A 24,893-nucleotide genomic window follows, 5' to 3' on the forward strand; every position below is an offset into this window, starting at 1 on the left:
GTAGACTGTTCATATATTAATATTAAGGTCTAAAATAGAAAGTGATATTTATGTGAGTGGAGTGATAAAAATGGCTTCCTACCGCACTGTGACGGTCATTCCCCGGATGCCCGGGGAAATTGAGCGCCTGAGGGAATTGGCTTATAATCTATATTTTAGCTGGGATAGTTCTGTTGTCGACTTGTTCAAGGCAATTAACCAGGAATTATGGGAGCAGGTTTACCATAACCCCGTGAAATTCCTACTGCGAGTAAGTGAGGCTGATTTGCAAAAGGCAGCCTCTAGTGAACAATTTCTAGCCCAGTACCGGCAGGTGATGAACTCATTTGATAAATATATGCAGCAGCCGACCTGGTATGATACATTTATTGCCCGGTGCAGTTGCGACGGGCAGGAAACCAAAAAAGAGCCCGGCAACGATAAATCAAATACTACCGGCAGAAATTTTTTAATCGCCTATTTTTCCGCAGAATTCGGCCTGCATGAATCCTATCCTACCTATTCCGGCGGTCTGGGGTTGCTGGCCGGGGATCACTGCAAGGCGGCCAGTGACCTGGGGCTGCCTTTTGTGGGCGTGGGGTTACTGTACAAACACGGGTATTTTACTCAATTAATTAATCGGGAAGGACGCCAGGAAGCCCATTACCGTTATCAAAATTTTAATAAACTACCGATTACTCCTGCGCTGGACAGCAGCGGCAAAGAAGTGGTTATATCTGTCGAATTGCCGGGGCGGCAGGTAATGGCCCGGGTTTGGCATATGAAAGTGGGCAGAATTAACATTTATTTCCTCGATGCCGATATATCGGCCAATAGCCAGAAAGACCGTGAGCTCACCGGACTGCTATACGGCGGAGACAGTGAGACGCGTATTGCCCAGGAGATACTTTTGGGTATAGGTGGTGTGAGGGCATTGAGGGCGCTGGGGTTGGCACCCACTGTTTGGCATATTAACGAGGGGCATGCTGCATTTTTATTGTTAGAGCGGCTGCGGGAGCTAGTGGAGGGACAAAATCTGCCGTTCGGCGTGGCGAGGGAGGTGCTGCGGGCGGATACATTGTTTACCACCCATACTCCGGTGCCTGCCGGACACGATATTTTTAGCCAGGAAATGATAGACCGCTATTTTAGTAATTTTTACGAAAAGCTGGGCATAACCCGGGAACAGTTTATGCAGTTAGCTCTTGATCAGGAACACGGCGGCTTTAATATGACTTTGCTGGCTTTGAGACAATGTGGTTTTAGTAATGGGGTTAGCCGCTTACATGGTGCTGTCTCCCGTTCCATGTTTCATCACCTGTACCGGGATATCCCTGTGGAAGAAGTGCCCATCGGTCATGTTACTAACGGCATCCATACCTTGACCTGGTTGGCTCCGGAAATACGTGATCTGTTCGACAAGTATTTGGGGGAGATGTGGGAGAGAATGATTGCCGGTTCCTCAGATTGGGAGCAGGTGGAGGACATACCCGGACGTGAGCTGTGGGGCATCCATATGGACTTGAAAGAAAAGATGGTACTGTTGGCCCGCCGTCATATCCACCAGCAACGGGTGCGTAACCATGAAACGCTGGACCGGATTAAAGAGGTGGAAAGTTATCTGCGCCCCGAAGTGCTCACCATTGGTTTTGCTCGTCGTTTTGCTACTTATAAGCGAGCCGGCTTGTTGTTCAGGGATAAAGAAAGACTGGCCGCGCTGGTCAATGACCCCGAGCGCCCGCTGCAGCTGATTTTTGCCGGCAAGGCCCATCCTGCAGATAAGCCTGGTCAGGAATTAATCAAGTTAATTAACGATGTCACTGAAGATGACCGGTTTAGAGGTAAAGTTATCTTTTTAGAAAACTATGATATTAATATTTCGCGTTATTTGCTGCAGGGGGTAGACGTGTGGCTAAATACACCCCGCCCCCCGATGGAGGCAAGCGGTACCAGTGGTATGAAGGCCGCTTTAAATGGCGTACTCAATTGCAGTGTTCCTGACGGCTGGTGGCCGGAGGCATATAATGGTGAAAACGGTTTTACCGTGGGCAGCGATTGGGAGTTTCCGGACGATGATGACCGGGATGAACATGATTTTTATGCATTGTATGCGCTGCTGGAGAAGGTAATTATACCGGTATACTACGATCAAACAGCCGGTTTGCCTAAAAAATGGGTAAATTGGATGAAAAAGTCCATTAAAACCATAGCCCCCTATTTCAGTACCAGGCGGATGGTGCTTGAATACACTAACAACTATTACATGCGGGCCAGCGAAAGAAGCCAAATATTTTGTGCTGAGGGCTATAAGGTAGGTAGTGAATTATACGAGTTGAAAAAGTTTTTACGAGAAAATTGGCACAAGGTACAGATAAGCAGCGTAGAAACCAGCGGTGACGAAAATATGTACCCGGGAGAAAAACTAACGGTACGTGCTACTGTTGAACTGGGCCCGGTGTCCCAAACACAGGTATGCGTAGAAATAGTGTACGGTGAGGCTACCAGGAGGGGCGTGAAGATGGTAAAAACCGCCCCAATGTATAAGGAGGAAAACACTAATGGTGAGCAGCAGGGGCGGCTTGTTTACACGGGAGATATCAGCCTGCCCCAGGGAACCTATGCCTACACAGTACGTGTTCGCCCCTACAGCCCTCATTTTGCCCACTACTTTGAATTGCCTCTGGTTTGCTGGGCAGCATCTCTGTAAATCATTAGTCCAGTCTAATAACCAGGAAGCAGCCGGTTAAATCGAGAGGTGCTTATGAAAGAAAAGTCGTTACAGCAATTGTACAGCCTGATTATCAATTGTCGATGCCCGTGCCCGGGTGAAAGGACAGGTGGCTTACTGGTCAGGGATCACGGTAATCCCGGCAAGCGCATTGTTTTTTTAGGTGAAGCACCCGGGGCGGAGGAGGTCAAGCAAGGCATGCCCTTTGTCGGCCAGGCGGGGCGAAATCTGGAAGGCTATCTGCAGTTGGCCGGTCTGGAGCGTAAAGATATCTTTATCGTGAATACTGTAAAATGCCGCCCTACCCGAAACAACGGGCGGGCCAACCGCAAACCCGGGGCCTGTGAAATAAAATCTTGTGCCCATTGGCTGGATGAAGAGTTGGCGATACTATCACCCGGGGTCATTGTTACGCTGGGTGATGTAGCCCTGAAAAGGCTGGGCGGCGGTAAAAGCAGGCGGATAAGTGACTGCCACGGCCAACCTTTTAAACTGGAGAGATATACTGTTTTCCCTATGTACCACCCGGCGGCAGCTATTTACCGCCGGGCTTTAACTGAGGTAATCGAGGGGGATTTTAAAAAGCTGGGCAACTGGCTGAGAGGTTAAACACAAGGAGGAGATGAAAAAACTTCATCTCCTCCTTGTGTTTTATAACATTAACTTATTGAATTTCAGCTAGATTATGCCGGCCTCAGCAAGGGCTTTCATTTTTTCATCGGAAAACCCCAAAAGACCCCGGTAAATCTCATCGTTGTGCTGACCCAGCGTCGGCGGCGGGCTGTCCACACTGCCCGGAGTTAACGACAATTTGGGCACAATACCCGGCACTCTAAACTTACCCAGACCGGGGTACTCTGTTTCTACAAACATTTCCCGGGCTTTTATTTGCGGATCCTCAACCATAGTGTCCACGCCATGCACTTTGGCGCTGGGGACACCGGCTTCGGCCAGGATTAAAACAACCTCTTCGACTGTCTTATGACTCACCCAAGCCTGAACCGCTTCATCGACGTCATCGACATTTAAAACTCGAGCCGAGGGTGTGGCAAAGTTCGGGTGCTCAATTAGCTCTTCCCGTCCCATCGCCCGGCATAACTTATCCCACAGATTATTACTGGTAACCCCGATGACCACATAACCGTCCCGGGCAGTATAAGTATTATAGGGTGCCACCCAGGCAATGCGGTTACCCACCCTTTTCTCTTTTAAGCCCAAGAGGTCGTAATTGGGCACCAGGTTTTCCAGAATCGCAGCCACGCTATCCACCAAAGCGCAGTCAACATATTGTCCTAATCCTGTCTTTTGCTTATAGTGCAATGCGGCTAAAGTTCCATAAGCGGCAAACATTCCGGCCAAAGAATCGGCTATAGCATTGCCTGTCCGCATGGGCGGGCCATCCGGCATGCCGGTCATACCCATTAAACCTCCGATAGACTGGGCAACATAATCTAAGCCGGTCCTGTCTCTATATGGTCCGGTTTGCCCGTAGCCTGAGATGGAAGTCATTATAATGCCCGGGTTAATTTCTTTTAATTGTTCATAACCAATGTTCCACTTGGCCATGGTTCCCGGCCGGTTGTTTTCTACAACGATATCGGATATTTTAGCTAAATCTCTGAAAATTTGCTGGCCTTCCGGTGTGCGCAGATCTAAGGTAATGCTTTTTTTGTTGCGGTTGTTGGAAAGAAAGCAGGTGCCCACGCCATTAATCTGTGGATAGGAGTGACGGTGTTCGTCTCCAAAACCCGGAAGCTCGATATGTAAAACTTCCGCTCCCATGTCCGCCAGTAATATTTCTGCATAAGGACCGGCCAACATCCTGGTTGCCCCTAATACTCGTATTCCTGATAAAGCCTTCTCCATAATCCTCTCTTCCTTAATACAAATTTTTTCTTTAAATTACCTTAAGTTCTTTCTAATCGACGAAATTCCTCTTTTTCAGATATGCCAAGTATTTGAACAACACGATCAGGGAAACAGCTAGTCCTCTGGACTCTAGCTCTTGTTGGAAGCCTTGCGGTTTTTTTATTGTATTTAAAAAATGTCGAACACTGTGTAAAATAGTCATACATTGTAAGAAAGTATGACAGACAATGACATAACAATCGCATAAAAGCCGGGCGCTGGTATGCTTTCTTGTAATTCGGTTTACAGGGATATTAGCTGCTGTGCTCCCTATAGTAGCAAAAAATAGTCGTAATAGCTTTACCATTGCCGCTGCCAGGACAATTCATTGCCTAACTCAAACAATCCGGATGATATAAATGATCTTACTAAAAATCTAAAAAAACAAAGGCTGATAGAATGCAAAAGGAACAAGATTTGCAGTAAGAAAAGTTATGCAAATATTAAAACACAGACTTTTCAGATATACATGATTTTTCTCAACAATTTGGAAGTTAGACAGGAAGTTAGAAAATTATTTGCCGAGGGAGGTGGGGTCTATGGCCTAATACATTATATCATATGTATACATTGTGACGGCGCACCGACGAAGAACCGTTATCTAAAAGCATGTTAAGAGTGGGGTTATATTTTATTGTCACAGTTCGATTAGGATAGCACAGAAGGGTGTGGTTAAAAAGATAAAGTTGCTGAATAACAATGTTTGTGTTACTACGTAAACTTAAGAAAGTTTACGAGATGGAATTCTATATTTTAAAAAGGAGGATATTATATGTCAGGTCCAGCGATGGGGGCAATGGCTGTCATTATATGCTATTTGGCAATAACCCTTGGAATAGGGATATATTCAGGCAGGCAATCAGCAAAATCATCTGAAGGTTATTTTTTAGCAGCCAGAGAACTTGGTCCTTATGTTATGTTTTTTACTTTATTTGCAACCAATATTAGCGCATTTGCCTATATGGGCGCTCCCGGCGGAGCTTACCACCTGGGGGTAGGGTTCTTTGGCTATCTGGCCACTACTACAAGTTTAGCAGCTGTATTCTTTTATGCAATTGGTTATCGCACCTGGCTGCTTGGCAGGAAGTATGAGTTTATGACAGCGCCTCAGCTTTTGGGGGCGATATATAACAGCAGGGGTGTAACCCTTGTTATGTTATTAGCGTTTGCTGTCTTTACAGTAGCCTACATGTTGGTGCAGCCTATCGGTGCCGGTTATGTGATCAACGCAATAACCGGGGGGGCTATACCAGCTTATGTAGGGGTGTTAATGGTTTTAATATTTATTACGATTTATGTTTTTATGGGCGGGTTAAAGGCCACTGCTTACGCGGACTTGTTTCAAGGGTCCATTATGATAATTTGTGTTGCACTGGCGTTTCTCTTAATTGTCTTTAAGATCGGCGGTCCTACAGAAGCAGCTCATAATTTAATGGCTATCAGTCCGGAGCTATTTGGGAGGGGTAATTTCTCGCTTGAGCAATGGATTAGCTTTGGTCTTGTTATTGCCCTGGGTGTGCCTGTATTCCCGCAGCTTTTTACAAAGTACCTGGCAGCCAAGAACCCGGATTCTTTAAAGACTACCATGACTCTTTATCCGGTTGCCATGATCGTTATTTATATACCTGTTTTATTCCTCGGTGCGTTTGGAACTTTAGTTTTCCCGGGCCTTGAGGGTAAGGCGTCAGATTCAATAATTCCGATGATGTTACAAAACTTTTACGCGCCGTGGGTTGGGGCATTGGTATTATCAGCCGTACTGGCTGCTATTATGTCAACGACGGCCTCTCAATTAATTACCATTAGCACAATGATATTAAAAGATTTTTACATTCCATATGTCAACAAGAATCTGAGTGCGGACAAAGAAGTGACAGTTGGACGTGTTTTTATCTTTGTCTTAGCAATTTTGGCCTGTTACATTGCTCTTAATCCGCCGTCTGCAATATTAACTATTGTAACCTGGGCCTTTACCGGGTATGCTGTATTAACCCCGGGAATTTTGGCCGCTTTGTATTGGCGGGGGAGTACCGCAACTGGTGTTATTTGCTCGGTATTGGCAGGCGAGGCAACCGTGGCGCTATTTGCCTTCGGTATAATTCCGGCGTCGGTTCTTGGCAACTGGCAAGCCTGTGTCCCGGCAGTTATCATTAGTACAGTAGTGTTAATAGTTGTAAGTTTAATGACAAAACACAGCCCGGACGAACAAAGAGCAATCGATGATAAACATGGTTTCATGGATTCAATTTTCAAAAGTCAAAATGCATAATATTAAGGGATTAATAATTAGCTGATTAGAAAAATGTTTAATGTATAGCAAAAATTGTTTTTAAAAGGAGGTTATTCTTATGACAGGGAAAGCAATGTTTTGGTTTATAATGATGTTCCTTCCCTTTGTATTATATGTTGACTTTTGGCAGTGGGACACAGTTAACCCTATAGTATTCGGCTGGATGCCCTGGCATGTATTTTATCAAGTACTCCTAAACATTTTAATGGTTGTGATTTTTGCAGGATTTTGCAAGTATCATTGGCCCAAAAATCCATTTAATGATTAATTTAATGATTAATAACAAGTTCACGGAACGCTCAATAGTATAGCCAACGCTTTTGGAACAGGACCATTTAAGTGGTCCTGTTTTTTTTTGGTGGTTCGGTAGGACGCAGTCTAACGGGTGAAAGGCCTTATTGCGGGTTGATATAGTGCCAAGCACAAGGGTGTCCATCGCAAGGTGGGATCTAAAGGAAGCCGGGGGCAAATGCTTGACCCGCGAGAGTACACGAACTTAATTTGAAGCGGTATATGCAGGATTAACCGGCAGCAAATAACCAAGTCCAAAGTCGCCAGGGAGTTCCGTGCGGTAAACTTGGGCGGGTGCATGGGCGAATCATGGGAGGCTTGCAGGAAACGCCGGGTAGCTTGGTAACGGTAACCTAACCGTCGTTGAGGCGGAGCTGAGAACCCGCAGGAGTCGGCGGAATTTCTAGTACGGCAGCAGGGGATGCCCGGAACCCGGGAGGACGAACTCAAAGGAGAGAGGAGCACGACATGTTCCTGCAAAGCAACGACGGCAGCCAGCTCACTCACTGTTTATATGGCATAGTAACTTTCTTTGCCAATGGCGTACCAAAGCCTATTACCGGCGAGCCTGTTCCTTATAGCCTGGACATGGAACCTGACAGTGGCGTAAAGGACATTGCGAAGCGCCTGGCTCGATGGACTCGCCGGCGCCCGCGCATGTACGCATGGGAAGCACCAGCAGAGTGTCCGAACCGGGATTCGGTAGCTGCGTGACGAGCCATCGCTGTAAAGAAAATTTAGTCTGCAAAGGCAGATGTGTAATAAAAATGCTACTTGACTACTCTATTTATACGAAAAAATAAACAAAGCAACTCTTTTTCCGTGGAATTTTGGCGATTACACCAAAACCCCAGAAAAAAGAGTTGCTTTGTTTGGGTTACCGGTATATCAGAAAATAGTTGAAACTGGTCAAACACAATCCCGGATAGGTCAATTTCCCTTTAATAGATTTTACGCACTCTTTATTTTGCCTTGTTAGAGCTGTTCAGACAGCATAATTTTGGTTATTGTCAATATTTAATATAGAGTAAATTACTACCCTAAAGCAGCAATAAACGCACCCGCCGCCACAGCCGTGCCGATAACACCGGCCACGTTCGGCCCCATAGCATGCATCAGCAGGTAGTTTTGCGGGTTGGCCTCCATGCCCATGTTCTGGACCACCCGGGCCGCCATGGGTACGGCAGACACGCCGGCGGCGCCGATAAGCGGGTTGACCTTGTTCTTGACGAACAGGTTCATTAGCTTGGCTATCAATACACCGCCTGCCGTGGCAACAGCAAAGGCTACAACACCCATGGCAAATACGCCGAGGGTTTTGGGGTTCAAGAAAGTTTGTGCAGTCATGGTGGAGCCAACGCCTACACCAAGGAAAATGGTGACTATATTCATCAGGGCATCACGGCTAACCCCGGTCAGCCGCTCCACCACACCGCTTTCCATAAACAAGTTACCCAGTGCAAACATGGCAATCAGCGGGGCCGCCATGGGCACCAGCAGCATAATAACGATGGATATCAGAATGGGGAAAATAATTCTTTCCGTCTTGCTGGGTGTGCGCACCATATACATAATCATTTCCCGTTCTTTCTTGGTAGTCAGTAACTTGGCAACGGGCGGAATGATTATTGGCACCAGCGCCATGTATGAATACGCGGCCACTGCGACCGTGCCCAGCAAGTGCGGGGCCAGATTGGCAGCAAGATATATGGAAGTCGGACCGTCGGCACCGCCGATAATACCAATGGTAGCCGCCTCTTGCGCAGTAAAACCGATTAATATAGCGCCGAAAAATGCTGCGTAAACACCTAACTGGGCTGCCGCACCCAGAAGCAATGTTTTGGGATTGGAAAGCACCGGCCCAAAGTCCGTCATTGCGCCCAGACCCAGAAAAATAAGGGGCGGGATTAGTTCATTAGCAATACCGTAATTGTAAAAGATATAAAACAGTCCGCCTTCATCTAAAAGGCCTGTCCCGGGGAAGTTGGTGGCAAATATACCAAATGCGATGGGCAAAAGGAGTAACGGCTCAACCCCCTTCTTAATGGCCAAATATAAAAGGACAAAGGCAATCAGCCACATAGCAACATGACCGATGGTTAATTGCATAAGCCCTACATTGCTAAAAACCTCAATGATTTGATCCATGCTTAATCCTCCTAATTATTATAGCTGTTAAATTACCCACTTTGTTTTTCAGATTGTTTTTTTGTTATACTGTCCAGTACACTGCCGGTAATTGATACGGCAATGTTCAAAATAATCAGCACCGCGAAAACAGATACTATTCCCGATACCGCCACCATTGTGACTTCACCCCAGTCAACCATAAATATATACCTCCTTTCTTTAAATTAAATTAAATATTCACAAGGATACACTTAAAAATGCCGAATTTCGATGGTGTGCTTCAGTTGTTGACTGGATATCTATATCTGAGCCCCTGAAGCTCATAACAATAATTGCCATCACACTATACATGTGAGGCTTTCACAATGTTCAGAATTTAATTTATAAGGTACCTTACTAAACACTTATTGCTTTTGTTTAAATTAAGCAACTTTAGTGCCAGACATGCTATTGTTTTGCTGATACAAATACAGCCTGCTTCAAATGAAATTCGGCCGCGACAACCGTTGATTAAGAACAGGCCGGTTTTTCATGTAAACAGCCTGCCTGGATAAAGGCTTAACGTAAGATATTTAATGTATGGTCTTAAACTAGATTGTATGAGGAAGTATTTACTCTAACAGCATGAAATAACTGAAGAGCTGATAAAGGTTGGTTTAACAGTCTAGATAAGGAACCGGAAATTTAGCCTTAGGGAGATGTCTAATATGGCCTAAGGGGGTCGGTGGGGTTTTAATGATTTGCTGTGGTTGCAAAGCCGGTCGGCTTGATTTGTTAAGTAGTTATTTAGGGGATACACATAGATTCTTGCAGAAAAGGTCGAAAGCTACAAAAAAATTGTCGTATTTACTGACAGTGTATGTTAAATTTACATAACTAAGATAAGGCAATTTCCTATACCTAGAATCGACTTTTTTGCTATGGTACGGGCCGGGCATAATAAATCCGTTGATGTCGTCGTGTTTTAATAATAAATATATCTCAAAACTACTGTTGAGAGAGAAATCTATTGCATCTAGCACAATAATTGCTGAATTAATATAAGTAAAAATTCTTAAAAGTTTAAATTCAGCATATATTATGGTAAAATAATTCAGTAGGATGCATCAAGAGAATGCTGGTCATGGAGATTATGGTCGTTGCAAGGTAATTGTAGTGGCCTTATTTTATTTCGCATGATCATAAAAGACCTTGGGAAGTTAAGATATTAAAATCATTTAGAAATCAGGTGATATGTTATGAGTTCTCCCGTTATAGATTTTCATATCCACACCGTGCATTATGATTATTATACCGAAAGCTGCATGGAATTCTTTCAAAATGCGCGGTCCGGGGAAAACTGGCAGGAATTTTACGATCGGTATAGCAATCCGCAACAATTTGTTGAATATATGCACGCTAATGGTGTGGATTACGGAGTTGTTTTGGCCGAGTTGTGTCCTGCAGCCACAGGTGTTTGCCCCAATGAATATGTAACACAATTCTGTGCGGGACAGGAAAGTCTTATCCCATTTGCCAGCGTAAACCCTTTCATGACCCCGAGCGCAAAAAAGGAACTAAAACGCCTTGTATCCGACGGTTTCCGGGGTGTCAAGCTTTATCCAACTTACCAGCAATTTTATCCTAACGATAGCCTTCTTTACCCGTTATATGCCGAGGCGGAGTCGCTGCAAATTCCGGTGATGTTTCATACCGGGTCCTCGATTTTTAAAGGATCAAGGCTGAAATATGGTAATCCTCTTTATCTGGATGATGTGGCTGTTGACTTTCCCGATCTGCCAATAATATTGGTGCACAGCGGCAGGGGATTTTGGTATCAAAGCGCATTTTTCCTGGCCAAACTACACAAAAATGTCTACATGGAGGTAGCAGGGTTGCCGCCGCAAAGGTTGCTTGACTATTTCCCGGAACTGGAAAGGGCGGCTGATAAGGTTTTGTTTGGCACTGACTGGCCAGGTATTGAGAGTATTCAAAAAAATATTGACACCATTCGGGCTTTGCCTTTGACCGAGGTGACCAAGGAAAAAATCTTGGGCGGAAATGCCGCAAAATTATTAGGATTGCTTGTATGATTTATTTTTGAATTAAAGAGGGCGTGCAAGTTGTTACTTGCACGCCCTCTTTAATAGTTTTTTTGTTTGTATGCTTGCAGTTAATGTTATAATATGAAAGTAATATAAGCTAAAAAAATGTCGAAGAACTTCAAAAATTAATGAAATTGGTGTAAAATTAGTCGTATAAGCTATTTAAGTCACAATAATAATTTAAAAATTATAAAAATTTAGCTTACCCCGGTTGGGCTGTATTTCACAAAGAAAATTAAGGTGGATCCCATGTTCGAGATAAAAACAATTATTGTCGATTAGTTTTTTAAGTGTCAATTGGATTGGAGTGAGTTTATGAAGGCGAAAGAAATCATGGTTCCGACTACAGTTTCTCTTAATCCTGATGATACTGTAAGAGATGCCCTGCTTATATTTCGGAAGACCAGGATGACAGGAATCCCTGTAGTTAACCAGGATGGACTGTTAATCGGTGTATTTACCCGGATTAACTTGCATGATTGCCTTCTTCAAGGAGCAAACCTGGATACTGTTATAGAAGATTATTACCGTCGGGATGTTATGTACTTTCGCGAAGACAAAACTTTTAACAATCTATCGGAGTTAATACTTTGGCTGCGTAATGCTAAAATTGCCCAAACTCCCGTGGTTGACCTTGAAGGAAGACCAATCGGTGTAATTACCCAGCCCTTTGCAGTTAATCACCTGCTCGATCATATTGAATTTTTATATGAGGAGCTATCCAATATTTTTCAGCAAGTGCCGTGTGGGATCGTAGTTACTGATGAGTTTGGGAAAATAAATTTAGTCAGCAGTTACACTAACCGAATTTTCCCGGATGTTAAGATTGAAGGGCATATCAATAAATTATTACCGGACCTGCCGTTTAACGAGATCATCTGTGGAATTTGGAGAAGCCCGCAAAGAGTTAATTACCGATCCAAAATTTTAATTGTCAATGCTATAACGGTTATTCATGCCGGAAGAACCAAAGGTGCAATTTTGATCATCCAGGATGCCGCTGAGATTGATGCAGCTAAACAATGTAATAAGGATGAAGCAAACCAGCAGATTGTAACGGACCGTTCTGATGAATTATTAAAGTTGAATGGTACCAAATATACTATAGACAGTATTATTGGCAAAAGTACGGTAGTAGCCGAAATAAAAAGGCAAATTATGCAGGTCGCACCGAGTTCTTCTACGGTACTTATTTCCGGTGAAAGTGGGACCGGGAAAGAATTAGTGGCTCAATCGATTCACAACGCGAGCAACCGCTACAAACGCCCTTTCATAAAGGTTAATTGTGCTGCGATATCGGCCGAGATTGCAGAGGCTGAATTGTTCGGTTACGAGGGAGGGGCATTTACAGGTGCTCTTAGACATGGAAAACCGGGGAAATTTGAGCTTGCCGATGGAAGTACTATTTTTTTAGATGAAATTGGTGATATGCCTCTGTCTTTGCAGAGCAAATTGTTGCGTGTGATCCAGGAAAAAGAAGTAGAGCGTATTGGCGGCATTAAAACCAAAAAAGTTGATGTGCGCATTCTTGCCGCCACAAATAGAAATTTATACAAGCTTGTAAAAGAGGGGAAATTTAGAAATGACCTCTATTATAGATTAAATGTGTTGGTTATAACCGCACCGCCCCTAAGAGAACATGTTGAAGATATACCTGATTTGTTGGAACATTTTATTAAAGTATTCAGTAAAGAGTCCGGAAAGCAAATTAATGGTGTAACGGACGAAGTTTTGAAATTTTTAACAAGCTATAATTGGCCTGGGAATATACGGGAATTAGAAAATATGCTTGAACGGGCTGTTATTTATAGTAACAATAGTATAATTCAATTAAATGCTCTTGGTATTGATGCGCAGGATATGATGAATAACAACGTTGATATAGAATATGGACTAGCTCTATCTAAAGTAACAAAAGACACCATAGAAAAAGCGCTTGAAATTACAGGGGGTAACAAATCAAAGGCGGCAAAATTATTGGGTATTAGCCGGGCTGCTTTGTATGACAAATTAAAACGATAAAATTTGACACATGTATGATTGTTAGACAATTAAGGTGTGAATTAATCCCGTATTTACTAAGACTTTAACTAAAATATATATGGTATAATTCTTGCTTTTAGATTAAGTCAGCAGGTTAAGATGACTTAAGACTTTGCAAGTCAGGAGTTTCCGGGGTTGTCAATACATGACTAACCAAGTTTTTGACAGCTTGCGGCGGCTTGATAAGGAACGGTGAGGATAGCCATGTATAAAAAGAAAAGCTATACACAATCTGAGGGTCTGGTACCGGCTGGAATGACTGCCGGCGATTATTTTGAGCAGGCTGTATCATTGGTACCAAACAAACCGGCTATATTTTATAGTAATAAAGAAATTACTTACCGGCAATTAGATGATTTAGTTAGCCAGTTGGCCGAATCATTATTAAATCTTGGGATTAGACATGGTGATAATATTGCCCTCTTTTTGCCTGACTGTCCGGAATATATTATTGCAAGTCAAGCTATCTTAAAAATTGGAGCAGTAAAAGTTCCTTTAAATATAAGCTTCAAGGAAAAAGATTTGCAATTTGCCTTGCTGCACAGCAAAGCACGGGCGATTATTATGGCTTCGGAAATTGGTGATTTTTCCCTTGTGGATTTAGTCGCCAGTCTTCGTTTTCAGCTTCCGGCATTGGAGCATGTTATTGTGAAGGGCAGGACAAAAGCAGAAATGATTTCGTTGCGTCAACTGCTCACCGGCGATAACAATGCCAAAAAATCTGTGGAAAATTATATGCGGGATCACCCGGTGGATCCGGACGATATTGCAGCCATTGTGTATACCTCTGGAACCACCGCTGCTCCCAAAGGGGTAGTGCACACCCATAACACAATCTATCGCTTGGCCTATTCAAGTAACTATATGCGTGAGGTAGTGGACAATGAGGTTTGGCTGGGAGTGCTGCCGCTTTCTTCAGCTGTCGGGGTCATGTATCTCGAAACATGCCCGATTATTAGCCGGTCTTCATTAGTGCTTCCGGAAAGCAATGATCCGGAGGCTGTTTTAAGGTCAATTCAGAAATACAAAGTAACTTCTCTTGTGGGTATGCCGTTGTCTTTTGTCAGAATAATGAAACACCCTCATTTTTCTGATTATGATGTTTCTTCGGTGCGTGATATTTACTTTTTCGGAGCAACTGCACCTAAAGAGATTCTTATGGAACTACAAGAGCAATTTAAATGTACACTGACTATAACTTATGGCGCTGGTGAGTATGGTCATGCTACTATGGCCAAGTGGTCGGAACCCTCAGAAAATATGTTAGCAACCTCCGGCAAGCCGATTTACGGTGGCGTGGAAGTTAAAATTGTTAATAGTAATGTGCAGATTGTTCCATGTGACCAGATTGGCGAGATCTATGTCCGGGGTTTTGGCAATGCATTGGAGTATTGGGGTGATTCTAACCGCACAGACATTACTTTCTGTAATTCGGGATGGATCCATGTTCATGACCTGGGGTTTATGGATAATGAGGGAAATGTTACCGTCATTGGGCGATTTGAAGACATAATCGTCCGTGGGGGATATCATATTTACCCTTGTGAAATAGAATCATACTTGTATACTCACCCCAAGGTGGCTGACGTAAGCATTGTCGGTTATCCCGACCAAAAACTTGGCGAGAAAACCTGTGCCTTCATTATTCCTAAAGATGATGCGACGGAGATAACCTATGAAGACATTGCATCCTTCCTCAGGAGCAAAATAGCTGAGTATAAGATTCCCGATCAGATTAAGATAGTATCTTCTTTTCCTGTAACGATTAATGATAAGGTACAAAAGTTTAGACTGCGGGAAATGTTGCTCAGGGAACTTACCGATAATAATAATTAGAAGGTGAGATCCTTTCTGTCCATCAGCCGGTCGTGAATTTGCTCAAATAGCAAACCCGTGCAAAACCATAGTGGGGCCATGTCCAAGCGAATCAGGCCGTCTATTACCCAGCCTTCCCGATAAATCCACGGGCTGGTGCCAATAATAGTGCGAATCAAGCTGCCTGTGCTAAACTCCACCGCCCAGATGACCAGCACCCAGATCATCCCCCTCAGGTACCAGTGCAAGGGACGGATGCGGTTGTGCAGCGGCTCAAGAAACACTGCCAGCCCGTAAATAGGCAGCATCCACAGGTAAGTATGTGCTGTCAAACGGGGGTTGCCCTGCAGTCCGGACATGAAACCGGTAAAGAGTACTTCTAAATTCAAGCCTAACAGGCCATAGATAACATATTTGGTAATCATGATTATATTTTGTACGTCTTTGGCCGGGTTATGCAGCAAATAAAAAAAGGCAATATAGAAGCAACAAGACCAGTAAGACTTGTTGCTTCTATATTGCCTTTTAAACATATAAAATGTACTTTTTAATACGGTTTGATTAGTGTAAACTGCAAGCTTAAAGCCGGACTTCCGGTTATTGTTGTTCACCCGGTTTAATTGCAGGCCTGAACATGTTAAGTGCTCCCAGCAGTATATGGGCCAGGCCGAAACCCAGAATACCGGCTCCCCAATAACCGCCTACATACCAACCAATCAAAGATACAATTACTCCTAAGCCAACAACGACCCAACAGGTTGTAATACCTTGCATAAAAAACGCCCTCCTTAATAGGGATATATTACATTTATTGTCGGGGAAAGTGTTTTCTATACATGATTAGCTGGGTGAACTAAGAAATTTTTTGCAGGTCTTCAGGTTGTTTTTGACGCCTGTTCTGCATCTCATCCATATAATCGGTTGAGATTAAGTATAAATTGACCCACAGGTCATGTTCGTTGTTTTTTCCATCCAACTCGTTAGCCAGTATTTTAAATTTTTTCTCTACCCGATCTTTAAACGCAGAAAACTCGACCATTAAATCCACAACTTCACGTTGACTGTAAGAGGCGCCCTCTTTAATTGTTTTAGCCAAAGTATTCGTCCCCCCAACAAATATCTTTACCATATTATAAATTAAAAGGTAAAATATGTTAAGGGGTGATATTTGTCTATTTAAATAGGTTTAAGTTGAATAATATTACTTACCCAACAATGATAAAACCCAGAGGGACAGTTCATGACCCTCTGGGTTAAGCATAGCCTGGGTATTGCTTAGAAACTGCTGTAATTGCTGGATAAATTGGAAAATTGGTTGTTCATGCTCATGCCGGATAAATTTTGGTTCAGCCGGTTGGCCAGTGCTTGCTGAGCCATTTGGCTGATTTGCTGGTTCTCGGCAAAGCTTTGGCTTTGCTGGTTGCCGTAACCTTGAGAACTCATCATGCTAGGTGAAGCATACCCGCTGAAGGGTTGGTTATAGCTTTGGGTATATCCCGACTGCATGGGTGAATAATAACTACTGGCGTACTGGCGTTGCTGCATTGGCATGCTGGAAATATAGTTGGGCTGATAATGCTGGCTCGAGCCAAACGAGCCGGTAGTTTGACTGGGGGCAAACTGATTGCCGAAAGTGCCGAACTGTTGGCCATAACCGCTTATGCCGGTGCCAAATTGGGAATAATTTTGGGATATTGATTGGCTGGCCTGCTGGGCCGCACTGCTGACGCTGTTCAGGTCACTGCTAATTTGGCTGCAAATCTGCTGAATTCTTTGTAACTGCTGGGAAGCGGTTACTTCGTTCTGCTGCAAGCGTTGTAGTTGTGAAGCGTTGTTTTGTTCAAACTGCTGCAATTGGGAAGTCATTGAAGTAATGTTGTTGATGTCCTGGCGCAGTCTTTGGATTTGCTGTTGCAATTGATAAATTTGATCCATAAAATTACCCCCCTTGGAATAGTGTTGTTTGAAGCAAGTTCTTAATTCAAGGGGAGATTCAACTCCCCTTGAATTTTAGAACTGCAAATGCATGACTTAATTGGCGTTGTACTCCCATTTTTAAAAGTGGGAGATTTACGCCAAGTTAGTCAGGTAAAAAACTTTCGAACATATTATGTGCCAAAATTCTACTATTATTTAAGGAAGTTAATGGAATATTTTTAGTATACTTTTGCAACTCCGTATAATAACGGCCAGTCTGTAGGACTTAATATAAAGCCTTGAATTTGGGGTGAGGTAGCAGCGTGGTGCAGGCTATGGTTAAGGATCAGCCAGGGTGCGTCCTGGTTGATGATTTGCTGCGCCTGGTGGTAAATTTGCTGCCTGGTTTCCGAGTCAGCAGTGCGACGGCCGCTCGCCAGTAAGGTTTCCAATGCTTTGCCGTGGTAACGGGTGATATTCAGCCCGTTATTGATCTGGTTTTCCGCTAGCAGGGTAGATAGGAAATTATCCGGGTCACCATTGTCGCTGATCCAACCATATAGAAAAGCGTCCCCCTCCCGGCGGGTCAAGGCCTGTTTGAATTGCTGCCAGGGATAGGCCTGAACCTTTACAGTAATGTTATGCCCGGCCAGCGACTTGGCCAGAGCTTCAGCTAAAACTTTACCGCCTCCGGGACTGTAAGGGCGTGGCTCAGTATAAGTAATTAGCGTAAAAGACAGACCTTTATCAAATCCGGCTTCCTGTAAAAGTTGGGCAGACTTATCCGGTTCGTATTTAACTTGTGTTAATTTAGTGTTATAACCAAGTACGGACGGCGGCAGTGGTCCATGAGCCGGGCGTGTTTCCTGGGGCCATAAATTTTCTAAAATTTCCTGGTGGTTTATGGAACAAACCACCGCCTGGCGTACAGCAGCCTGGTTAAACGGCTCGCGGTCGGTATAGAAGCCAAGGTAGCCGATATCCAGGCCGGTATCCCGCAGCACCGGATACCCCTGAAAACGCAGTTGGGCAGTTTGTGCAAAGGTGAGGTCGAGGGCGATATCAATTTGGCCGCTGAGCAGCTTTTGCACTCGCTGCTCGGCTGCTGGTTCGCTGATAAATAATATTTCCTCTGTCGGCGGCGGATCATTCCAGTAATCGAGGTTGGCCTTTAGCAGTATGCCGTTTTCTTCTTGACCGGCATAGCTAAAAGGACCTGTGCCTGCCGGGTGGGCGCCTAATTTATCAGTGGGCAGGTGTGAGGTAGCCGGGCTGACAATTGGTGCCGCCATAGGCATGGCCAGGTTGTTTAATAATGGCGCATATGGATATTTTAAATGAAACTCAATGGTATATTGATCAATTATTTTTATCTTTTCTAACGGGGCGTAAACAAAATCAGAGTAGGTGGTGGCATCCTTGGGCCGGTTGGCTATTTGTTTTTGTACACTGGCTTGCACTGCCGATGCGTCCAGGGCGATACCGTCATGAAAGCTGACTCCACGGCGCAGGTCAAAGGTGTAAATTAACCCGTCTTCCGATACTTTCCAGGACGTCGCCAGGCATGGTTCGATTTGGGCGGTGCCTGGCTTAAACCGCACCAGTCCTTCAAATATGTTGGCTATTAACCGGATTGAGCCGGTATCGGTAGCGACTGCCGGATCTAGTGTGGATACGGCGTGCTTTTGTGCAATGATAATGCGTTTGCTGTCGGATGTTTGCGTGGTGGTTGGCATATCTTTACCTGTTTTTGATTGAACCAGCAAGGTGAATGTTAATAGGCAAAGAAGGCTAAGAACAAGCAGATTAAAAGGCTTTGTCATGTTTATCATCTCCCGTGCAATGATTGCTGTCTGCCATAATATACTAATACTGTAAAATTATTAAATATCCTTTTAAATTTATGAGAAAAATAATAATAAAACATAAGCCGTAGCCAGTTATTGCGGTTTTTTTATGCTATGTGGCTACACGCTGATGATATATGGTAAGATAGATACATATTTAAATAAGAAGGGAACACAGATATGAGCCAAGTGCGTTTTGGTCCGGCAGGAAATAGCGATTCTTTTTATGAGGCGGGTTTTAAGTCCTCTCTGGACATGCCCAGGTGGCTTGCCGGCCTGGGGCTTAATGCTTATGAATACCAGTGTGTGCGGGGGGTACATATAAAGGAAGCAACTGCTGTAAAATTAGGTGAGGCAGCCCGCGAGTATAATATAGCGTTAAGCATTCATGCGCCGTACTATATCAGCCTGGGGAGTGCGGACCCGGGGATCAGGGATAAAACCCGCAAGCACTTCCTGGATTCGATGTGGGCGGCTAAGTGGATGGGGGCGCTGACAGTGGTGCTGCATCCGGGAGGAAAGGTGGGGGATGACCGGCCTGCTGCTTTAAGCCGGGCTAAAGAGCACCTGGCAGAGCTGCTGGATATTGCGCGGGTTGAGGGGCTGGGGGATATCGTGGTGGCACCGGAGACCATGGGTAAGCCGGCTCAGTTAGGTAATCTGGATGAAATTTTGGAACTGTGTACCGTAGAAGGCAAAGTTATGCCGGCAATTGATTTTGGACATCTTCATGCTGCCGGTGCGGGTGCCTTGAGCGAGGCGGCCGACTTTAATACGGTTCTGGACCGGATTGAGGCGGCTCTGGGTGTCGGGGCGTTAACCAGCCTGCACATCCATTTTTCTCAAATAGAATTCACCCGGGCCGGGGAGCGCCGGCATCGCACCGTGCTGGATGAAGGATATGGTCCTGATTTTACCCATTTGGCCAGGTTAATTACTGAACGAAATATGACCCCTACAATAATCTGTGAATCTGCCGGACGGCAGGCTGAGGACGCGCTGGTTTACCGGCAAATATATGAATCCATGCAATAAAAAAGGACGCTGTTTTGCGTCCTTTTTAAGTGGTGTAAAGTAGATAATTTTTTAGTGTGTTTCCACATCCTGTGCGCCATAACGTCTCAGCGTGTCGGCGGCTTCGTTAATGCGGTTGTCCTCGGTGCGGACAGAAACTAAAATGTTGCCTTGCTTAACTCTATCCTCATAAAACTGGCTGCGCTCCTGGGGGATACCCCAGTCTACCAGACCGCCGGCAATGCCACCGGTGGCGGCACCGGAAAGCAGACCGGCAATGGGGCCGGCGGCAATCAGCGGTCCAATGCCCGGGATGGCCAGTGCGCCTGCACCCACGGCGAGACCTGCCAGCCCGCCCAATACCCCGCCGGTGGTGACGCCATCAGTGACGCTATTGTTACCCATAGTGGTGTATTGATTATTTTCTCTGTTTTGCCCGTCCCTGGCAATGATAGATATGTCTTTGTCAAATCCCTTTTGGCGCAGCTCGGCTACTGCTTTTTCAGCTGCATCTTGGTTGGGGAAAGTGCTTAATACTGTTTTCATATTGATAACCTCCTTTAACCAGTACTTTTTTAATATCTCACGCTGTCCGGGATAATATGCGTAAAGGTATAAAAATAACGTTAAATGTAGAATTATACGGTTTATTTTTTTCCAGGGTTTGATATAATAAACTTTGTTGTTTTGCAAAAATTAGTACTGGAAGGGGATTATCAGCATGTTACCGACCCCAAAGAAGTTTTTTTTAACAGCCGCTGCCGCGGAAGGTCATAGCGAACTAACCGCGTTTGATAATGCATTGCTGGCAGGTAAAATAGGCAATATTAACTTGCTCAAAGTAAGCAGTATCTTACCTCCCGCTGCGGAATACGATCCTGATTTAGTCATTCCACCCGGATCACTGGTACCCACTGCTTACGGGTATATTTGCAGTGATGTGCCGGGCGAGCTGATTGCTGCTGCGGTAGGAGTGGGTTTTTCTGAGGACACCTTTGGCGTGATAATGGAAACTGCCGGGCGCTGCAGCCGTGATGAGGTAGTGGCGAAAATTGAATCTATGCTCCGGGAGGCCTTTATATCGCGGGGTATGGAGTTAAAGGATATGAAAATCGCCGCCGTAGAGCACCGGGTAGAAAAAGTGGGCTGCGCACTGGCGGCTGTGCCGATGTACTATTAAATGGTTCAGGAGGGATAACAGTTGGAGGTATGGTTCACTGAAGATCAAACTAATGATTTACGGATTGGCTGCAGGGTGAGGGAGGTCCTGTTCAGTGACGTTTCACCCTTTCAAAAAGTAGCGGTTCTGGATACTGTTGAATTCGGGCGTATGCTTACCCTGGACAATGTAATCCAGACTAACCTAAAGGATGAATTTGTTTATCATGAAATGATTACCCATGTGGGTCTAAACACCCATCCCAATCCCAAAAAAGTGCTGGTGATCGGCGGCGGGGACGGGGGCGCAGTACGGGAAATAGTTAAGCACCAGGGCATTGAGCGGGTTGTACACGTTGAAATTGACCAGATGGTCATTGACGTGGCAAAAAAATTCTTTCCCGAGTTGAGCTGCGGCTTTGCCGACCCCCGGGTGGAAATAGTGGTGGATGATGGTATCAAACATGTGAAGGATAACAAAGGTGTTTATGATATGATCATCGTTGATTCCACCGACCCGGTTGGCCCGGCGGTGGGTCTTTTTAGCGAAGAGTTTTATCGCAGCGTTTTCGAGGCGCTGACCGGGGACGGGCTATTTGTTGCCCAGACAGAATCGCCTTTCTTCAACAGTGAGCTAATTAAGCAAATAACCGCCACTGTTAACGGTATATTTCCGGTGACCAGGTTATACTGGGCGGTGGTCCCAACCTATCCCGGAGGCTATTGGACCTTTACTATGGGCTCTAAAATGTATGACCCTAAGACGGTGGTCTTGGATGAAGCTAAAATTGCTGCCCTTAACACCAAGTGGTATTCGTCTGAAATTCACCGTACTGCTTTTATGCTACAGCCCTTTGTCAAGGAATTATTGCCGAGATAATAATATCGGAGGGTTCGGATAATGGACGACCTTTTAGAACGCTGTGGCGGTTTTATGGGGGCTACTACTGACTATCGGCTGTCACGAGTGGTTCTGCTAGGTGCACCGATGGATTTTACTGTTAGCTACCGGCCGGGTACCCGCTCCGGACCTCGACGCATCCGGGAGGTTTCCATAGGTTTGGAGGAATATAGTCCTTACCAGCATAAAGATTTGAAGAATTACAGCTATTACGATGCCGGCGATGTACTGCTGCCCTTCGGTAACGTATCCCAAAGTCTGCTCCGGATGGAGGAAGTGATTGGCCGTCTTCTAAAGGACGATAAATTCCTGCTGATCTTGGGCGGAGAACATTTAATTACCCTGGCACCGGTTAAGCAAATGGCTAATAAATACCCTGACCTGACTGTGTTGCATTTTGACGCTCATGCCGACCTGCGCAGCGATTACCTTGGGGAAACTATGTCCCATGCCACGGTGATGCGCCGGGTGGCGGAGGTGGTAGGCAGCCATAACCTATACCAGTTCGGGATCCGATCCGGCACTGCTGAGGAATTCGATTATGGGCGGGAAAACACCGGGTTTTACTCATTTGAGATACTCAACCCGCTGAGGAAAGTAGTTGACCGGCTACACGGGCGCCCGGTTTATGTGACCCTGGATATCGACGTTGTTGACCCGGCTTTTGCTCCGGGTACGGGTACGCCTGAGCCGGGCGGGTGCAGTTCTTCGGAAATTATCGCGGCGTTGCATATGCTTAAGGATTTAAATGTGGTGGGTATGGATTTGGTTGAGGTTTGCCCGGTGTATGACCAGACAGACCGCACTGCATTGCTGGCGGCCAAGTTGGTGAGGGAGGCAATTTTGCTGTTTGGCAAAGAAAATTCCATTTGACATAAAAGCATTTTTTTTGTATACTTAACATTGTCAGTGAACTGGGTGCCTTGGTAAACCGGTTCAAAGCAAGTGCGGAGCTGTGGTGTAGCGGTCTAACATGTCGGCCTGTCACGCCGAAGATCGCGGGTTCGATTCCCGTCAGCTCCGCCAGTATAAGCCACGATAGCTCAGTCGGTAGAGCAGAGGACTGAAAATCCTCGTGTCGCTGGTTCGATTCCGGCTCGTGGCACCATATGCGGAAGTAGCTCAGTGGTAGAGCATCGCCTTGCCAAGGCGAGGGTCGCGGGTTCGAATCCCGTCTTCCGCTCCAGTTTATAAAAGAATAACCTGCCAAATGGCGGGTTTTTTTTTGCCTTACTAGCCTTCCCTTTCTTTACTTTTCCCTGCCCTCCGTATGCGCAGTCACAGATTAACCCGCGGTGGAATAACATGTTAACTAACCAAATAAGGAGGTATGGTCATGTTATTCTACCAAGTCGAATGGCTGCGGGAAAACAGGCTTAAGTTATGCTCAACACTAAAGAAAAGGGTATTAGCAGAGTATAAACCTATTAAATTTATACCGTGTTTCCTGCAGGATTGGGTGTATAAGTTAAAAAGAAAGCTGCACAAGCACAAGGTGATTATTCAGTTCGATCCCTTGGTCAGGAATGCGGGTAGCCTGCGTACACTTTCCAGCATACTGGGGTTTAAAGCGAATAGAGAGCTGGATATTATTAATGCCGTGTCCGCTGAACTTAGCACTGAGAAACTGGAAAAAGTGGCGCAGCATAAGTCCGTAGTAAAGGTCTGGTATGATTATGAGGTAAGGGCGCTTTTAAATATCGCTGCCCCAACAGTAGGTGCCCCGGATTTGTGGCAGTCTCCGGGTGAAGTACCATATACTGGGGCCGGGGTAACGGTAGCGGTTATTGATACGGGAATTTATCCTCATCCTGATTTAGCTGGCCGGGTTACCTATTTTAAGGATTTTGTAAACAATAAAACTGAAGCTTATGACGATAACGGCCATGGTACTCATGTAGCCGGTTGTGTTGCCGGGAATGGCAGTTGCTCGGCCGGCAAATTTCGGGGCACGGCGCCGGGGGCAAATTTGATAGGCCTTCGGGTGCTGGGCAAATACGGTTCGGGTAGTCTTTCCACCATCATTCATGCAGTGCAATGGTGCAGGGATAACCGGGAGCAGTATAATATTAAGGTAGCTAACCTATCCCTGGGAGGTGCTGCAGAGCAGTCATATAAAGACGACCCGCTGTGCCAGGCGGTGGAAGAACTCTGGCGTTCGGGTGTGGTTGTTTGCGCTGCTGCCGGTAACGAAGGTCCTGACAATAATACCATTGGTAGCCCGGCCATTGACCCGATTGTGATAACCGTAGGAGCTACTAATGACTTTAATTCCACTGATATAAGCGATGATGAAGTGGCGGATTTCTCCAGCCGTGGACCAACCGTTGATGGACTTGCCAAACCAGACCTGGTGACACCGGGCACCAATATTATTTCTCTGCGCTCGCCTGGTTCGCATTTGGATAGAAGTAACAATGTTTCCCGGTATGATGATAACTATACCGTCTTATCCGGTACCTCGATGGCTACCCCCATTTGCGCCGGTGTGGCGGCTTTACTGCTGGAGGTTAAACCGGATCTCAGCCCTGACCAGGTTAAGGAAATTCTGATAAGCTCCAGTCGTCCCTTTAATCAATATACGGTCAACGATCAGGGGGCCGGTTTGGTAGATGCAGCGGCGGCATTAAAGCTAGTACCAGAAGAGCAGCCCGCGCCTACAGCTGATTAGAAAGGATGCGTTCTTTATGCATCCTTTCTAATCAGTCCTTTTAATGGTGATCTGTAACTTGAACCATTTATAATGCCTGGTTCAAATTACCCCCTTGACTGACCGGCGGTAATTTGC

Annotated in this window: 22 protein-coding genes and 3 tRNA genes; 16 read left to right on the forward strand and 9 right to left on the reverse strand. The window is 45.3% G+C overall.

All coding sequences use genetic code 11. The features are described 5' to 3' along the window. The first annotated feature begins 70 nt into the window (after nt 1-70). On the forward strand, nt 71-2,686 hold the full coding sequence (gene glgP, locus SPSYN_RS04965) for an alpha-glucan family phosphorylase (RefSeq protein WP_161821365.1): 2,616 nt from the start codon (nt 71-73) through the stop codon (nt 2,684-2,686). Between the two features lie 54 nt (nt 2,687-2,740). Next, nucleotides 2,741-3,316, forward strand: coding sequence for a uracil-DNA glycosylase (locus SPSYN_RS04970; RefSeq protein WP_161821366.1), 576 nt, complete (start codon nt 2,741-2,743; stop codon nt 3,314-3,316). Between the two features lie 69 nt (nt 3,317-3,385). On the opposite strand, the gene SPSYN_RS04975 is transcribed toward SPSYN_RS04970, so the two are convergent. Further along, nucleotides 3,386-4,573, reverse strand: a complete 1,188-nt coding sequence (locus SPSYN_RS04975) for a CaiB/BaiF CoA transferase family protein (protein ID WP_161821367.1) — start codon at nt 4,571-4,573, stop codon at nt 3,386-3,388. An 814-nt stretch (nt 4,574-5,387) separates the two neighbouring features. On the opposite strand from SPSYN_RS04975, the gene SPSYN_RS04980 reads away from it, so the two are divergent. From SPSYN_RS04980 to SPSYN_RS04990, 3 genes are all read left to right on the forward strand, one after another. After that, nucleotides 5,388-6,884, forward strand: a complete 1,497-nt coding sequence (locus SPSYN_RS04980) for a sodium:solute symporter family protein (RefSeq protein WP_161821368.1) — start codon at nt 5,388-5,390, stop codon at nt 6,882-6,884. A 79-nt stretch (nt 6,885-6,963) separates the two neighbouring features. Then, entirely contained in the window at nt 6,964-7,173 is a 210-nt protein-coding gene (locus SPSYN_RS04985) for a hypothetical protein (RefSeq protein ID WP_161821369.1), read from the forward strand. Between the two features lie 491 nt (nt 7,174-7,664). After that, nucleotides 7,665-7,910 carry a hypothetical protein gene (locus SPSYN_RS04990; RefSeq protein WP_161821370.1) on the forward strand — a complete coding sequence of 82 codons (246 nt, stop codon included), beginning with the start codon at nt 7,665-7,667 and terminating at the stop codon, nt 7,908-7,910. 321 nt (nt 7,911-8,231) lie between these two features. Here SPSYN_RS04990 and SPSYN_RS04995 read toward each other — a convergent pair whose 3' ends face one another. Together SPSYN_RS04995 and SPSYN_RS05000 are read right to left on the reverse strand one after the other, a co-directional pair. Continuing rightward, on the reverse strand, nt 8,232-9,344 hold the full coding sequence (locus SPSYN_RS04995) for a sodium ion-translocating decarboxylase subunit beta (RefSeq protein ID WP_161821371.1): 1,113 nt from the start codon (nt 9,342-9,344) through the stop codon (nt 8,232-8,234). A gap of 32 nt (nt 9,345-9,376) precedes the next feature. Further along, a complete protein-coding gene (locus SPSYN_RS05000; RefSeq protein WP_161821372.1) occupies nt 9,377-9,526 on the reverse strand; it encodes a hypothetical protein in 150 nt (49 codons plus the stop codon). A 1,038-nt stretch (nt 9,527-10,564) separates the two neighbouring features. On the opposite strand from SPSYN_RS05000, the gene SPSYN_RS05005 reads away from it, so the two are divergent. The 3 genes from SPSYN_RS05005 to SPSYN_RS05015 all read left to right on the forward strand — a co-directional run bounded on the left by SPSYN_RS05005 (nt 10,565) and on the right by SPSYN_RS05015 (nt 15,289). Next, entirely contained in the window at nt 10,565-11,398 is an 834-nt protein-coding gene (locus SPSYN_RS05005; RefSeq protein WP_161821373.1) for an amidohydrolase family protein, read from the forward strand. Between the two features lie 327 nt (nt 11,399-11,725). Continuing rightward, nucleotides 11,726-13,432: a sigma-54-dependent Fis family transcriptional regulator gene (locus tag SPSYN_RS05010; protein WP_161821374.1), complete on the forward strand. Its 1,707-nt coding sequence runs from the start codon at nt 11,726-11,728 to the stop codon at nt 13,430-13,432. A 225-nt stretch (nt 13,433-13,657) separates the two neighbouring features. Further along, nucleotides 13,658-15,289, forward strand: coding sequence for a class I adenylate-forming enzyme family protein (locus SPSYN_RS05015; protein WP_161821375.1), 1,632 nt, complete (start codon nt 13,658-13,660; stop codon nt 15,287-15,289). Here SPSYN_RS05015 and SPSYN_RS05020 read toward each other — a convergent pair. The 5 genes from SPSYN_RS05020 to SPSYN_RS05035 form a co-directional block, all read right to left on the reverse strand. After that, a complete protein-coding gene (locus SPSYN_RS05020; protein WP_279279240.1) occupies nt 15,286-15,801 on the reverse strand; it encodes a putative ABC transporter permease in 516 nt (171 codons plus the stop codon). The genes SPSYN_RS05015 and SPSYN_RS05020 overlap by 4 nt on opposite strands. Nucleotides 15,802-15,865: 64 nt before the next feature. Then, the gene (locus SPSYN_RS15690) at nt 15,866-16,042 is read right to left on the reverse strand and encodes a hypothetical protein (protein ID WP_202623723.1); all 177 of its coding nucleotides are present in this window, start codon (nt 16,040-16,042) and stop codon (nt 15,866-15,868) included. Nucleotides 16,043-16,121: 79 nt separating this feature from the next. Next, on the reverse strand, nt 16,122-16,364 hold the full coding sequence (locus SPSYN_RS05025) for a hypothetical protein (RefSeq protein ID WP_161821376.1): 243 nt from the start codon (nt 16,362-16,364) through the stop codon (nt 16,122-16,124). Between the two features lie 179 nt (nt 16,365-16,543). Further along, entirely contained in the window at nt 16,544-17,203 is a 660-nt protein-coding gene (locus SPSYN_RS15695; protein WP_202623724.1) for a hypothetical protein, read from the reverse strand. A gap of 221 nt (nt 17,204-17,424) precedes the next feature. Next, complete coding sequence (locus SPSYN_RS05035; RefSeq protein ID WP_161821377.1) at nt 17,425-19,008, reverse strand: ABC transporter substrate-binding protein; 1,584 nt, start codon at nt 19,006-19,008, stop codon at nt 17,425-17,427. A gap of 204 nt (nt 19,009-19,212) precedes the next feature. On the opposite strand from SPSYN_RS05035, the gene SPSYN_RS05040 reads away from it, so the two are divergent. Then, a complete protein-coding gene (locus SPSYN_RS05040; RefSeq protein ID WP_161821378.1) occupies nt 19,213-20,067 on the forward strand; it encodes a TIM barrel protein in 855 nt (284 codons plus the stop codon). A gap of 51 nt (nt 20,068-20,118) precedes the next feature. Here the strand turns inward: SPSYN_RS05040 and SPSYN_RS05045 are convergent, their stop codons facing one another. Further along, complete coding sequence (locus SPSYN_RS05045; RefSeq protein WP_161821379.1) at nt 20,119-20,592, reverse strand: general stress protein; 474 nt, start codon at nt 20,590-20,592, stop codon at nt 20,119-20,121. A gap of 175 nt (nt 20,593-20,767) precedes the next feature. Here SPSYN_RS05045 and SPSYN_RS05050 point away from each other — a divergent pair, with 175 nt between their 5' ends. The 7 genes from SPSYN_RS05050 to SPSYN_RS05080 all read left to right on the forward strand — a co-directional run bounded on the left by SPSYN_RS05050 (nt 20,768) and on the right by SPSYN_RS05080 (nt 24,776). Continuing rightward, nucleotides 20,768-21,226, forward strand: a complete 459-nt coding sequence (locus SPSYN_RS05050; protein ID WP_161821380.1) for a pyruvoyl-dependent arginine decarboxylase — start codon at nt 20,768-20,770, stop codon at nt 21,224-21,226. Nucleotides 21,227-21,247: 21 nt separating this feature from the next. Next, entirely contained in the window at nt 21,248-22,084 is an 837-nt protein-coding gene (speE, locus tag SPSYN_RS05055; protein WP_161821381.1) for a polyamine aminopropyltransferase, read from the forward strand. A 21-nt stretch (nt 22,085-22,105) separates the two neighbouring features. Further along, complete coding sequence (speB, locus tag SPSYN_RS05060; RefSeq protein ID WP_161821382.1) at nt 22,106-22,978, forward strand: agmatinase; 873 nt, start codon at nt 22,106-22,108, stop codon at nt 22,976-22,978. 76 nt (nt 22,979-23,054) lie between these two features. After that, nucleotides 23,055-23,131, forward strand: a tRNA-Asp gene (locus tag SPSYN_RS05065). Nucleotides 23,132-23,137: 6 nt separating this feature from the next. Then, nucleotides 23,138-23,213, forward strand: a tRNA-Phe gene (locus tag SPSYN_RS05070). A 3-nt stretch (nt 23,214-23,216) separates the two neighbouring features. Then, a tRNA-Gly gene (locus SPSYN_RS05075) sits at nt 23,217-23,291 on the forward strand. 150 nt (nt 23,292-23,441) lie between these two features. Continuing rightward, nucleotides 23,442-24,776 carry a S8 family peptidase gene (locus SPSYN_RS05080; protein ID WP_161821383.1) on the forward strand — a complete coding sequence of 445 codons (1,335 nt, stop codon included), beginning with the start codon at nt 23,442-23,444 and terminating at the stop codon, nt 24,774-24,776. Nucleotides 24,777-24,893: the final 117 nt, after the last annotated feature.

Origin of the sequence: Sporotomaculum syntrophicum (genome assembly GCF_009932395.1) — a bacterium.
Taxonomy (GTDB): domain Bacteria; phylum Bacillota; class Desulfotomaculia; order Desulfotomaculales; family Desulfallaceae; genus Sporotomaculum; species Sporotomaculum syntrophicum.